Source organism: Mesorhizobium sp. P170090, from assembly GCF_057786115.1.
Window position 1 is genome coordinate 931,452 of the sequence record NZ_JBYNWH010000001.1, and the last position, 12,464, is coordinate 943,915.

The window sequence follows — 12,464 nt, forward strand, 5'->3', positions numbered from 1 at the left end:
GAGCCAGCGATGAGTCGCATAGTCTTAAAGTCCGCCGCGGTCGCATTCGGCTCGGTAGCCATCTCGCTTTTGCTGACGCTGATCATCGTTCCGGCCATGGGTTTTCCGGTCGACCGCACTGTCTGGCTGACATCGACGGTGTGCCCGCTGGCGCTCGCCTGGATCGCCTGCGCCAGCACCTTCTGGCAGAGCGACCGACTGAAAAACGCGCATCGCGATCTCGCCCGCGCGCATGCCCAGCTCGCCGCCGCGCATCGGCGCCTGTCGGCGAAGGCGAGCCGCGACGACATGACCGGCATGCTCAACCGCGAGAGCTTCTTTGCCGCGTTGGACGGCTCGCGGCGCAAATCCGATCGCGGCGCGCTGCTGATCATCGACGCCGACCATTTCAAGGCGATCAACGACAGTTTCGGCCATCTGACCGGCGATGACGCACTGCTGTTGATCGCCAGCGCCATCGAGCGCGGCGTCCGCAGCGGCGACGTGCTCGGCCGCATTGGCGGTGAGGAGTTCGGCGCCTTCCTGGTCGGCGCTACGGAAGCCGAAGCCCGGCGCGTGGCCGAGCGCATCCGCCGTGAAGTCGAGCTGGTCCGCTTTCGTCCGGTCGACGAGCGCACGGTGCCGCTGACCGTCTCGATCGGCGGCATCACCTGTGCGCAAGATGCCGATGTCTCGGACCTGATGCGCGCCGCCGACCGCCGGCTCTACGAGGCCAAGCACCGCGGCCGCAATTTGTCGATCCTCGACCGGGACATTTCCGAAGCTGCCTAGGTGTTGGTGGTGGGGCTGTTAATGGTTCGCCAACATTGTTTCCACGCAACTGCGCCGTTTACCGGGGTGTAACTCGTTTACAGGCAAGGCTTGGCACGGGAATGGCATGTCTGGCCGGTACCTGTGCCGTTCAGGGAACGCCAGGCGTGGATTGAAGCCCCCATCCAGAGACGTGTCATGAGTTTCTTCATCAGGAAAATATCGCGCCGCACCATCGTGCAGGCGCTGATTGCGATGCCGGCGCTACAGCTTTTTCGCAAGCTGCCTGACAGCGACCGCCCCCCGGCCGATCCCGACGAGATCGTCGTGGTCAATGGCTGGATCCTGAAGCGGAGCGACCTGGCATGATCTTCGACAGCTATGAGGCGTTTCGAGCCTCGGATTTCAAGCCCAAGGTCTGCATTCTCGGCTCCGGGCCGGCCGGCACCACCATTGCCAGAAAGCTCGGCGCCGCCGGCATTCCGGTCGTGGTGCTGGAGGCCGGCGCACGCGAATTCAGCGACGAGTCGCAGGATTTCTACCGCGGCTCCACGGTCGGCGATCAATATTTCGATCTCGACATCACCCGGCTGCGCTTCATGGGCGGGTCGTCGAACCACTGGGCCGGCTGGTGCCGCGTGCTCGACAAGCAGGACTTTGAGCCCAAGGCATGGGCGCCGGACACCGGCTGGCCAATCGCCCGGACCGACATCGAGCCCTATCTGTCCGAGGTGCACGACATACTCGAGCTTCCCGACTTCAAGCCCGATGTGCCGATTTCAGACGACATACGCTGGGTGCAGCTGATCAAGAGCCCGGCCGTGCGCTTTGGCGAGAAATTCTCCGACGAGCTCGACAAGAGCAAGAACATAGCGCTCGTGCTCAACACCTATGCCACCGAACTTGCCGGGGACGGCAAACGAGTGACCGGCGCCAGGCTGTGGTCGAACGGCAAGGATGCCGGCGCCTTCAGCGCCGATTATTTCATCGTCTGCGCCGGCGGGCTGGAGAATTCGCGGCTGCTTCTATGGTCGAACCAGCGCTCGAATGGCGGCGTGGTGCCGAACGCCACGGCACTTGGCCGCTACTGGATGGAGCACCCGACCTTCGAGGGCGGCAATGCCATCCTGGCCGATTACAGGGAGTTCGAGGTTGATGCCGTCAACGAGGCGTTCTTCTCGCCGACGCTCGCCGCCATGGAGCGGCTGCAGATCATGAATTTCGGCATACGCCTGATCGAGACGCCCTATGCCGGCGTCAAGAGCCTGATTGCCGACCTCGCCTGCACCGCGCCCGAGGCCGCCGAATGGATCGCCTACCAGCTCAGCCAGAACCTGCGCTGCGCCGCCCAGCTCTACGTCGCCTGGGAACAGGCGCCGCTGGCCTCGAACCATATCGAATTGTCGAAGACCGATGTCGACCGTGCCGGCGTGCCGCGCATCGAGCTGCACTGGAAGAAGTCGCCGTTGGAGCGCCGCACCATCCTCGAGGGGCTCAAGCTGTTCGGAACGACGCTGATCGAGAAGGACCTCGGCCGCGTCCGCATCATGGACTGGCTGACCAATGGCGAGGACTACCCGACGGATGAGGAACTGGCCGGCCACCATCATATGGGCGGCACGCGCATGGGCACCGATATCACCAAGAGCGTGGTCGACGCCAACTGCAAGGTGCACGGCATGGACAATCTCTATGTCGGCGGTTCCTCGGTATTCTGCACGTCGGGCGAATGCAACCCGACGACGACGATCACCGCACTTGCCTGCCGGCTAGGCGACCATCTGACCAAAGTAATCACGGTGTGACGAAGTCATCCCCCCGGTGTGACGAAGTCATCACCGTCTGATTGTCAAAAAAGCGAACGGCGCGACAGGATTTCTACCGGCGCTACCCATGCCTTGGTGTCGAAACCCTCGGAAATCAGCGCCAACGAGATCTCCCTCCCCCTTGTGGGGAGGATTAAGGGTGGGGATAGGTGCCGCGCAAACCCTTCAGGATTTGCTAAACCGTCGCTGGATCCAGGGTCGGCTGCCCCTTGCGGCGGGCAACGATCGCCTTGAAATCGGCGGTCCGGAACGCATCGCGCAGCACGTCGAAGGACGGCAGCACGAAATAAGCGCGCTGGAACTTGTCGATCTCGTAACCGGTGCGCATTACCGTTTCGAGGTCGAAGGGCACGTGGTGCGCGTCCGGGCTCGCGACGGCGAACTGCAATTCGGTGAACGACGACATCAGCCCGGCGCCGAAAGCTTTCAGCTTCTGGCCCTCCTCCTGTATCAGCCCGTATTCGGCGGTGTACCAGTAGAGCCGGGTGATCATCTCGTCACCGCCCAGCGCAATCACGCTCTCGGCCTTTTCGCCATACATCTGCATGAAGTCGGCAAACACCGGCTGTGTCAGGATGGGCACATGGCCGAAGAAGTCGTGGAACATGTCGGGTTCGACGATGTAGTCGAGCTCGTCCTTGGTGCGCAGCCAGTTGGTCACCGGAAAGCGCCGGTTGGCGAGATGGTCGAAGAAGGGCGCGGCCGGGATGAGGCCAGGCACGGCGACGATTTCCCAGCCGGTCAGCTTGCGCAGCCTGTCTGAGACCGCGCCGAAATCCGGGATCTTGTCGAGCAGGCCGAGTGCGGCGACGCCATCGAGATAGGAATGGTGCGCCAGCTTCTGCGTCAGCTTGGTCTGCCGGTCGCACAGCGTGCGCCACACCGCCTGTTCGTCGGCGCTGTAATCATAGCCCTGCGCCACGGTGAAATCGGAACGGCACACTGAATAGTCGCCACGCAGGCCTTGCGCCGCGCAATCACGGGCATATTCGGCAACGCTCATCGTCGTCATGGTTCTTCTCCCCTGATCGTGACACTTGAATCTGTCCGCAGAGTTTAGCGGCGGCCGGCGAGGCAATTCAGCTTTGATGATGGCTTGGGTCCATGATTTGAGGTAAAAATCACCAAGCAGAAGCTGAAAGAGAGTGAAAATGCCTCAGTTCGACGATTTCGAGATCAAGATGCTGGATGTTCTTCAGCGCGATGGACGCAAGCCCGTGTCCGAACTGGCGCAGGAGATCGGCCTGTCGACGACGCCTTGCGCCCGCCGCTTCGAGGCGCTGCAGGAGGCCGGCATCATCAAGGGCTTTGCCGCCGTGCTCAACCGCCGCGCCGTCGGCCTGATGGTCGAGGTGTTCATCCAGGTGCGGCTCACCAGCCACAGCGACGGTTCGCCCGAAACCTTCATCGCCGCCGTGCAACGCATGGACGAAGTGTCGTCATGCTGGACGATGACCGGCGACCACGATTTCCTGCTGCACGTCATGGTGCCGTCGGTCGACGAACTCAACGCCTTCGTCATGCACCGCCTGATGCGCCTTGCCGGCGTGCGCGACGTTCACACCCAGCTGGTGCTGCAGAACATCAAGGGCCCGGGCCACGTGCCGCTCGCCCACCTCAGGCGGTAGGACACGCACCGCCATTTCTGCGGAAAAGCTGCACGCAAACTGCTGAACGGAGCCCAAATGCGAAACTGAAACGCCGGCTACGCCATGCGGACCGTCGCTCAAAGGTCCGTCATGAACATCGTGCTGATCAATCCGCCGCACACCGCCATCGGCAGCCGCGTGCCCGATGACCATCTGCCACCGCTCGGCCTGCTGGCTGGGCGGCCCGCTTATCGACGCCGGCCATAAAGTCCGGCTGGTCGATGCCGAATTCGGGCCGATGCCGTTGGAAACTCTGGTGCGCGATGCGCTCAGCGGCCAGCCCGATTGCATCCTGATCGGCCACTCCGGCTCGACCTCGGCGCATCCCACCGCGCTCGCGATCGCCCGCATGGTCAAGGCGCTCGAGCCGGCGACGCTGGTGATCTATGGCGGCGTGTTCCCGACCTATCACTGGCGCGACATATTGGCGGCGAGCGATGTCTTCGACTTCATCGTGCGCGGCGAGGGCGAGGCAACCATCCTTGCCCTGGTCGTGGCACTGGACAATCGCCGGCCGCTGGGCGATGTCGCGGGTATCGCCTATCGCGACGATCTCGGCCGCCCCTTCGCGACGCGGCCGGCCGGGACCACTGCCAATCTGGACGAGTACCGCGTCAGCTGGGAGCTGATCGATCACCGCCGCTACAGCTATTGGGGCGGCAAGCGCGCCGTGGTTATGCAGTTTTCGCGGGGCTGCCCGCATCTGTGCAACTATTGTGGCCAACGTGGTTTCTGGACCCGCTGGCGGCATCGCGACCCCAAGAAATTTGCGCAGGAGATTGCCTGGCTGTACCGCCAGCACGGCGTCGAACTGATCAACCTCGCCGACGAAAACCCGACCGTGTCGAAGAAGGTTTGGCGCGCCCTTCTCGATGCGCTGATCGCCGAGAACGTGCCGGTGCTGATCGTCGGCTCGACCCGGGCCGACGACATCGTGCGCGATGCCGACATCCTGCACCTCCATCGCAAGGCCGGCGTCATCCGCTGGCTGCTCGGCATGGAAAACACCGACGAACAGACGCTTCAATTGATCCGCAAGGGCGGCAGCACCTCATCCGACCGCGAGGCGATCCGGCTGCTCCGCCAGCATGGCATACCGTCCATGGCGACCTGGGTGGCCGGGTTCGAGGATGAGACCTTTCGCGATCTGTGGCGCGGCTTTCGCCAGCTGCTTGCCTACGACCCCGACCAGATCCAGGCGCTCTATGTCACGCCGCACCGCTGGACGCCGTTCTTCCGCATCGCCAGGGACCGCAAGGTGATCCAGACGGATGCCCGGCTGTGGGACTACAAGCACCAGGTGCTGCAGATGACCCGGCTGAAACCGTGGATGCTGTTCTTCTCGGTGAAGCTGATCGAGGTCGCGGTGCAGTCGCGGCCGAAGGCGCTGGCGCGCATTCTCTTCCACCCCGATCCCGAACAGCGCCATTCGATGCGCTGGTACACGCAAATGGGCCGCCGCGTGTGGTTCCGCGAGGTCTGGGGTTTTCTGGCCCGCAACCGCCGCCTCAAGGATGGTCCGACGCTGGCTGAGTTCTGGGGCGCTCCGCAGGATGCCGATGAGGAATCCATGGTCGTCATGCGCCCGTCGCGCAAGCCGGCCGAAGCGGCTGTCGCGATCTCGGCCGGCGCCTGACGGGCTCGCTGCCCTTCATACCTACCGCATGCGTATTGACATACGCAGCGTATGTACCCACCTCATGCATACGGGACGTATGTGAGTGCCCCGGACAATGGAGTGAAAATGACCAAACGTGACGCGATCTTTCCTGCCGGCAGGCAGGCTCTCTACGAGATCAATCGCTATTCTGCTGCAATCCGATCGGGCGATCTTTTATTCGTCTCGGGCCAGGTCGGCAGCCGCGAGGACGGGTCGCCCGAACCTGTCTTCGAAAAGCAGGTCCAGCTTGCCTTCGACAATCTCGCGGCAGTGCTGAAAGCAGCGGGCGCCACGTTCGACGATATAGTCGACGTGACCACCTTCCACACCGATCCGGCAGCGCAATGGCCCGTGATCGATGCCGTTCGGCTGAAGGTGTTCGGTGAACCGCCCTACACCAATTGGACGGCGGTCGGCGTCAACTGGTTAGCCGGCTTCGACTTCGAGATAAAGGTCATCGCGCGCCTGCCCCAGCCTGCCTAACGGCTGGCCAGCCGATCGACTGGCCGCCAAGCCATTTGCCGATCAGGGCACGATTAGCGTGCCGGCGCCGTGTTCGGTGAACAGTTCCAGAAGCACCGCATGCGGCGTCTTGCCGTTGAGGATGACGACGCCTTCGACGCCGCGCTCGATCGCCTCGATGCAGGTCTCGACTTTGGGGATCATGCCGCCCGACACCGTGCCGTCCTTGATCAGCGCCTTGGCTTCGGCCACCGTCAGCTCGTCGATCAGCTTCTTGTTCTTGTCGAGCACGCCGGGCACGTCGGTCAGGAACAAAAGGCGCGTCGCCTGGCAGGCGCCGGCGATGGCACCGGCGAAGGTGTCGGCATTGATGTTGTACGTGTGGCCGTCGCGGCCGGGCGCCACCGGCGCCAGCACCGGGATCATTTCCGAGCGTGCCAGCAGGTCGAGCAGGGTGCGGTCGACCTCGACCGGCTCGCCGACGAAACCGAGATCGAGCACACGCTCGATGTTGGAGTCCGGGTCGATCATGGTCTTGCGCGCCTTTTCGGCGAACACCATGTTGCCGTCCTTGCCGCACAGGCCGATCGCCCATTCGCCCTCGGCGTTGATCAGCGCGACGATCTCCTTGTTGATCGAACCGGCCAGCACCATCTCGACGATCTCGACCGTCTTCTGGTCCGTGACGCGCAGCCCGCCTTCGAACTTGGATTCGATGCCCATCTTGGCCAGCATGGCGCCGATCTGCGGCCCGCCGCCATGGACGACGATCGGGTTGACGCCGGACTGCTTCAGCAGCGCGATGTCACGGGCGAAAGCCTTGCCGAGCTCGATATCGCCCATGGCATGACCGCCATATTTCACCACCACCGTCTTGTGCTCGTAGCGCTGCATATAGGGCAGGGCCCGCGAGAGCAGGGCGGCCTGCATTTCGGCGGTGGCGGTGATCTCCGTCATCGGCATGGTTCCCTGGATGCGGGTAAGGACGGCGGCGTCTTAGCGGGAATTGGCCTAGGCCGCAAACAGCTTTGCTATCACGATGATGAAATCTGCCGGATCAGGCCGGCACCTTGAGCGGCGCCCGCCGCGTCAGCCAGCCGGAAATCTTCTCCATCTGCGCGGCGAGCGACAAGAACGTCTGCTCGTCGCCGGGGCGGCCGACGCCCTGGATGTCGAGCGGCAGGCCATTCTGGATCGCCGGCCAGTGGTGAACCACAGGCTCTTGTCCATCAATTGCCCAAACAGGGATCTGATCTCCAAGAGACGGGTCAAATGCAATTTGTCGAGCAGGTTTTCGATGAGCTCGCGGCCCCCTTCGGGTCCATGGCGCCTCAGGCAAGCGGCGGATGCGCAATGATCGGGTTGCCTCGGCGCGCGCGATCGCAGCATCGACAAGGTCCGGCGGCGAGATCTCGCCTCTATGCACCAGCTCCGCCAAGCCGGTTGCATCGTTCTCCCACAGCATCTGTTCGGCCGACATTGCTGTTCCCCTTTCTGCGGGAGGCTAACGACAGCCGATTTCCTTGGCACCGACCGGCGATTACTGGCGATCGGGCGCGGACATCGTTTGCGTGGACAACAAGATTTCTGCCTTTGCAAATAAATCGTGATCGCTTAGCTTGTCCGTATGACGCCGCAGGATATCTCCACCCTGATTGTCCGGACCTCGATGAAGGATCGGACTGCGTTCGATCTGCTTTACCGGCAAACCAGTGCGAAACTTTTCGGCGTGTGCCTTCGTGTATTGAAGGATCGCGGAGATGCGGAAGAAGCGCTGCAAGAGGTCTTCGTCAAAGTGTGGACGAAGGCGGACCGTTTCGCTGTTTCCGATCTAAGCCCAATCTCCTGGCTGGTGGCCATAGCACGCAATCATGCGATTGATCGCATCCGGTCGCGACGCAAGCCCGCTGCCGATATCGATGCCGCGCTCGACGTGGCTGACCCCGGTCCGGGGCCAGAGGCTATGGTTGTTGCGGGCGGTGAATCCGAGCGCATCTATCAGTGCCTTGAAGAGTTGGAACAAGACCGGGCGCAAGCCGTTCGGGGTGCTTATTTGAACGGCGAAAGTTACGCCGAGCTCGCGGAACGTCACAAGGTTCCGCTCAACACGATGCGGACATGGCTGCGCCGCAGCCTGTTGAAACTTAGAGAATGTCTGGAAAGATGACCCTGGCAGAAGAAAATGGACCGGAACGTGGAGGCGACGACCTGCTCGCAGCCGAATACGTTCTCGGCGTGCTGCCGGCGGATGAGCGCCAGATAGCCTCCGGACGCATCGACGCGGAGACCGGCTTTGCCCGTCTCGTCGATTCCTGGGAAGTGAATCTCTCGCCGATGGCTGCCGCTTATGCTGAGGTAGAGCCGCCGGCCACCATCAAGCCGGCTATCGATCGCCGGCTGTTCTCCTCCACCGCGGCGTCGACGACGGCCCCGAGCGGCAGCCTGTGGTCCAGCCTTAGCTTCTGGCGCGGCCTCACCGCAGCGGCTCTCGCGGCCCTGGTGCTCTATGTCGCCGTGCCTTACGTCAGGTCGCCGGTCGTCGTGCCGCAGGAGCGCCTCGTCGCCTCGCTGGCTGCCGAAGGCAGCGATGTCAAATACCTCGTCGTCTACGACGCTTCCCGCCGCGATGTCGGCCTGTCGCTGGTTTCGGGCGAACGCGCCGCCGGCAAGGACTTCGAACTGTGGATGATCGAAGGCAAGAATGCGCCGGTCTCGATGGGTGTCATTCCCGCCGGCCAGGTCACGCACATTCCGGTTACCCCGGCAGTGCAGCAGAAGCTGGCGCAAGGCGCCGTGCTTGCCGTCAGCGTCGAGCCGACGGGCGGTTCGACGACCGGACAGCCGACCGGACCGGTCGTTGCCGCGGGCGACCTGAAGGGCATCTGATAAATCGTAAAACCATGACGTCACAATGAAGACAGCGGAAGTACATCTTCCGCTGTTTTCGTTTTGGATACGCTGCTGGAGATTAGAGGTTCGATCTCCGGAGATTAATTCGTCGACAAAATAAAGGAAATTTTTCCCGGCGCGCGGAAACTCAGGCAGTTCTATTTCGTATCTCCTCATGTTCCGAAAGAGGAAACAATAACCCCGAGGAGTTCGAACACTATGCGTAGAATCGCCACCCTTTTGCTCGCCGGTACCATTGCCGTCTCCGCCCTCGCCACAATCGCCTATGCCGAGAATCCGATGGTTGGCGGCGCCGCCATGTACGCCAACAAGAACATCGTCGAGAACGCCGTCAATTCGAAGGACCACACCACGCTGGTCGCCGCCGTCAAGGCTGCCGGCCTGGTCGAGACGCTGCAGGGCGCAGGCCCGTTCACCGTCTTCGCGCCGACCAATGAGGCCTTCGCCGCGCTTCCGGCTGGCACGGTCGAGACGCTGCTCAAGCCCGAGAACAAGGACAAGCTCACCAAGATCCTGACCTGCCATGTCATCGGCGCTAAAGCGATGGGCGCCGATGTCGCCTCGATGGCCAAGGCCGATGGCGGCACCCATAAGGTCAAGACGGTCGGCGGCTGCGAGCTGTCGCTCAAGGCTGACGGCGGCAAGGTCACCGTGACCGACGAGAACGGCAATGTCGCCAATGTGACGATCGCCGATGTCGAGCAGTCGAACGGCGTCATCCACGTCATCGACAAGGTCCTGCTGCCGAAGATGTAACAAAGCCCTTGCCGCCGACGAACAGGCGGTAAGCTCCCTGCAGATTGCGCGGCCCCGCCCCCGTGGGCCGCGCAAACGACCGATCGCTCCATCCCGTCCGCAACAAGCGCGGAGCCGGTGTGGAGCGTTCGTCTGCAGGACAACCGTCACCGGCTTTTGATTTTCCAGTGGCGGCTAAATCTGGCAAAACAACCCGCAGGAGGATTTCTGTCATGAACCGTCGCGACTTGCTTTTGAGTGGCGTCGCCTTTGCCGCCGGTGCCGGCGCGGTGGCAACGCTGCGCATGGGCGGACCCCAACCCGCCAGAGCTGCCGAAACCTTCGAGGTCACCAAGACCGACGCCGAATGGCACGCCATCCTGTCTGACGAAGCCTTCAACGTGCTGCGCAAGGAAGGCACCGAATATCCCGGCACCAGCCCGCTGCTGAACGAGCACCGCAAGGGCATTTTCGCCTGCGCCGGTTGCGACCTGCCGGTCTACCCCTCAGACACCAAGTTCGAGTCCGGCACCGGCTGGCCGAGCTTCTGGCAGGAGATTGCCAACGCCGTCGGCAAGACCGAGGACCGTTCGCTCGGCATGACCCGTACCGAGGTCCACTGCCGCCGCTGTGGCGGCCATCTCGGCCATGTCTTCGACGATGGCCCGGCCCCGACCGGCCTGCGCCATTGCATCAACGGCGTTGCGCTCAGCTTCAAGCCGGCCACTGCCTGACCGTTCGGCGTCTTTTAGCGGGGTGGGGATTTGGCGCCGGCGTGACGACCGCCTCCTATCTGTTGAAATGGGGCGAAAACAGTCAACTTCAAGAATTGGCAGACGGCTTTTTATGCGTAGATTCCGCAGCCCTTAACGAGAGGGCCAGGACCTATGCAACGAACTGAAGCACGGGCTCGCGACGGCGAGCCCAAATCGAGCGCCAAATCGACCGACGGTGTTGATGCGGACCGGCCGCGAATATCCCATTCCGTGGTGATCGCCGGCGGCGGCCCGACCGGGTTGATGCTGGCCGGCGAGCTTTCCCTGGCCGGCATCGATGTCGCCATCGTCGAGCGGCGCGAGAACCAGGATCTCGCGGGCGCGCGCTCCGGCGGCCTGCATTCGCGCACCATCGAGATCTTCGACCAGCGCGGCATTGCCGATCGGTTCCTGTCGCAAGGCCAGACCGCCCAGGTCGCGGGTTTCGCCGGCGTTTCGCTTGATATCAGCGACTTCCCCACCCGCCACAATTACGGGCTGGCGCTGTGGCAAAAGCACATCGAGCGCATCCTTGCCTGCTGGGTCGATGAACTTGGCGTCACGGTCTACCGTGGCCGCGAGGTGACAGGCTTCGTGCAGGATGCAGGCGGCGTCGATGTCGCGCTGACAGATGGCGGGTCGCTTCGTGCCGATTATCTTGTCGGTTGCGACGGCGGCAGAAGTCTCGTGCGCAAGGCGGCTGGCATAGAGTTCCCCGGTTCCGAGCCGACAATCAGCAATTTGATTGCCGAGGTCGAGGTAACAGAAGAGCCGCAATGGGGTATCCACCGCGACGCCATCGGAATTCACGGCCTCAGCAGACTGGAAGACGGTACGGTACGGGTGCTGGTGACCGAACGCGAGGTCGGGGCCGGCGGCGTGCCCACATTGCATGAGCTCAGCGAGGCGCTCATTGCCGTCTACGGCACCGATTACGGCGTCCACAATCCAACATCGCTGGCCCGCTTCACCGACATGACCCGGCAGGCAGCCTCATACCGCAAGGGGCGGGTGCTGCTGGCCGGCGACGCCGCGCACGTGCATCCGCCGGACGGTGGACAGGGGCTGCAGACCGGCGTGCAGGACGCGGTCAATCTGGGCTGGAAACTTGCCCAGGTGGTCAGGAAAACTGCGCCCGAAAGCCTGCTCGACAGCTACCAGGCAGAGCGCCACCCGATTGCCGCGCGTGTGATGAAAAACACCATGGCGTCGGTCGTGCTCCGTCGCGAAGACGAGCGCACCAAGGCGCTGCGCGATACAGTGTCGGAACTTCTCGGCATGGAAGAACCGCGCAAGCGTTTTGCCGGCATGTTGTCCGGCCTGGACATCCACTACGATCTTGGCGAGGGGCATCCGCTGCTGGGGCGTCGCATGCCGGATCTCGACCTCGTCACCGCTGCCGGTCCGCTGCCGGTTTTCGCCCTGCTGCATGACGCCCGGCCGCTGCTGCTTAATCTTGGTGAGCCCGGCGCTTTTGGTATCGGCCAGTGGGTGGAGCGGATTCAGCTGGTCGACGCCAGCTACGATGGCGCATGGGAGCTTCCGGTGCTGGGGGCAGTCGAAGCCCCACGCGCAGTGCTGGTCCGGCCTGACGGTTATGTGGCCTGGGTCGGCGGCCCTGAAGCAGCCGGGCTAACCGACTCGCTGACCAAATGGTTTGGGCCGCCTGCCGCAGCATAGCGCGCCGGGTGTTCGACCAAGGAGCTTGATAACGATC

13 protein-coding genes and 1 pseudogene are annotated in these 12,464 nt (G+C 63.1%); 11 read left to right on the forward strand and 3 right to left on the reverse strand.

The window, feature by feature from the left end; genetic code table 11:
* The first annotated feature begins 9 nt into the window (after positions 1-9).
* The 3 genes from AC3EML_RS04675 (at position 10) to AC3EML_RS04685 (ending at position 2,555) form a co-directional block, all read left to right on the forward strand.
* Entirely contained in the window at positions 10-771 is a 762-nt protein-coding gene (locus AC3EML_RS04675; RefSeq protein ID WP_023696034.1) for a GGDEF domain-containing protein, read from the forward strand.
* A gap of 177 nt (positions 772-948) precedes the next feature.
* Positions 949-1,119: a hypothetical protein gene (locus tag AC3EML_RS04680; RefSeq protein ID WP_023725316.1), complete on the forward strand. Its 171-nt coding sequence runs from the start codon at positions 949-951 to the stop codon at positions 1,117-1,119.
* The gene (locus AC3EML_RS04685) at positions 1,116-2,555 is read left to right on the forward strand and encodes a GMC oxidoreductase (protein ID WP_352520656.1); all 1,440 of its coding nucleotides are present in this window, start codon (positions 1,116-1,118) and stop codon (positions 2,553-2,555) included. Before AC3EML_RS04680 ends, AC3EML_RS04685 begins: the two co-directional genes overlap by 4 nt.
* A 196-nt stretch (positions 2,556-2,751) precedes the next feature.
* Here AC3EML_RS04685 and phhA read toward each other — a convergent pair whose 3' ends face one another.
* The gene (gene phhA, locus AC3EML_RS04690) at positions 2,752-3,588 is read right to left on the reverse strand and encodes a phenylalanine 4-monooxygenase (RefSeq protein WP_023687466.1); all 837 of its coding nucleotides are present in this window, start codon (positions 3,586-3,588) and stop codon (positions 2,752-2,754) included.
* A gap of 139 nt (positions 3,589-3,727) precedes the next feature.
* On the opposite strand from phhA, the gene AC3EML_RS04695 reads away from it, so the two are divergent.
* The 3 genes and pseudogenes from AC3EML_RS04695 to AC3EML_RS04705 all read left to right on the forward strand — a co-directional run bounded on the left by AC3EML_RS04695 (position 3,728) and on the right by AC3EML_RS04705 (position 6,368).
* Positions 3,728-4,204, forward strand: a complete 477-nt coding sequence (locus AC3EML_RS04695) for an Lrp/AsnC family transcriptional regulator (protein WP_023687465.1) — start codon at positions 3,728-3,730, stop codon at positions 4,202-4,204.
* Between the two features lie 111 nt (positions 4,205-4,315).
* Positions 4,316-5,861 (forward strand): annotated as a pseudogene (gene bchE / locus AC3EML_RS04700) (magnesium-protoporphyrin IX monomethyl ester anaerobic oxidative cyclase).
* A gap of 108 nt (positions 5,862-5,969) precedes the next feature.
* Complete coding sequence (locus tag AC3EML_RS04705) at positions 5,970-6,368, forward strand: RidA family protein (RefSeq protein ID WP_023710405.1); 399 nt, start codon at positions 5,970-5,972, stop codon at positions 6,366-6,368.
* A gap of 42 nt (positions 6,369-6,410) precedes the next feature.
* Here the strand turns inward: AC3EML_RS04705 and argB are convergent, their stop codons facing one another.
* Both argB and AC3EML_RS04715 read right to left on the reverse strand, forming a co-directional pair.
* Positions 6,411-7,304 (reverse strand): acetylglutamate kinase, encoded by an 894-nt coding sequence (gene argB, locus AC3EML_RS04710; RefSeq protein ID WP_013528489.1) that lies wholly within the window; start codon positions 7,302-7,304, stop codon positions 6,411-6,413.
* 100 nt (positions 7,305-7,404) lie between these two features.
* Complete coding sequence (locus tag AC3EML_RS04715; RefSeq protein ID WP_245270238.1) at positions 7,405-7,827, reverse strand: amidase; 423 nt, start codon at positions 7,825-7,827, stop codon at positions 7,405-7,407.
* Positions 7,828-7,974: 147 nt separating this feature from the next.
* Between AC3EML_RS04715 and AC3EML_RS04720 the strand changes: the two genes are divergently transcribed.
* From AC3EML_RS04720 to AC3EML_RS04740, 5 genes are all read left to right on the forward strand, one after another.
* Positions 7,975-8,514 (forward strand): sigma-70 family RNA polymerase sigma factor, encoded by a 540-nt coding sequence (locus tag AC3EML_RS04720; protein ID WP_023673234.1) that lies wholly within the window; start codon positions 7,975-7,977, stop codon positions 8,512-8,514.
* Positions 8,511-9,233: an anti-sigma factor gene (locus tag AC3EML_RS04725; protein WP_023673235.1), complete on the forward strand. Its 723-nt coding sequence runs from the start codon at positions 8,511-8,513 to the stop codon at positions 9,231-9,233. Before AC3EML_RS04720 ends, AC3EML_RS04725 begins: the two co-directional genes overlap by 4 nt.
* A 222-nt stretch (positions 9,234-9,455) precedes the next feature.
* Positions 9,456-10,013, forward strand: coding sequence for a fasciclin domain-containing protein (locus tag AC3EML_RS04730; RefSeq protein WP_023681353.1), 558 nt, complete (start codon positions 9,456-9,458; stop codon positions 10,011-10,013).
* A gap of 212 nt (positions 10,014-10,225) precedes the next feature.
* Positions 10,226-10,726, forward strand: coding sequence for a peptide-methionine (R)-S-oxide reductase MsrB (msrB, locus tag AC3EML_RS04735; protein WP_352520655.1), 501 nt, complete (start codon positions 10,226-10,228; stop codon positions 10,724-10,726).
* A 153-nt stretch (positions 10,727-10,879) separates the two neighbouring features.
* Positions 10,880-12,427: an FAD-dependent monooxygenase gene (locus AC3EML_RS04740; RefSeq protein WP_352520654.1), complete on the forward strand. Its 1,548-nt coding sequence runs from the start codon at positions 10,880-10,882 to the stop codon at positions 12,425-12,427.
* Positions 12,428-12,464: the final 37 nt, after the last annotated feature.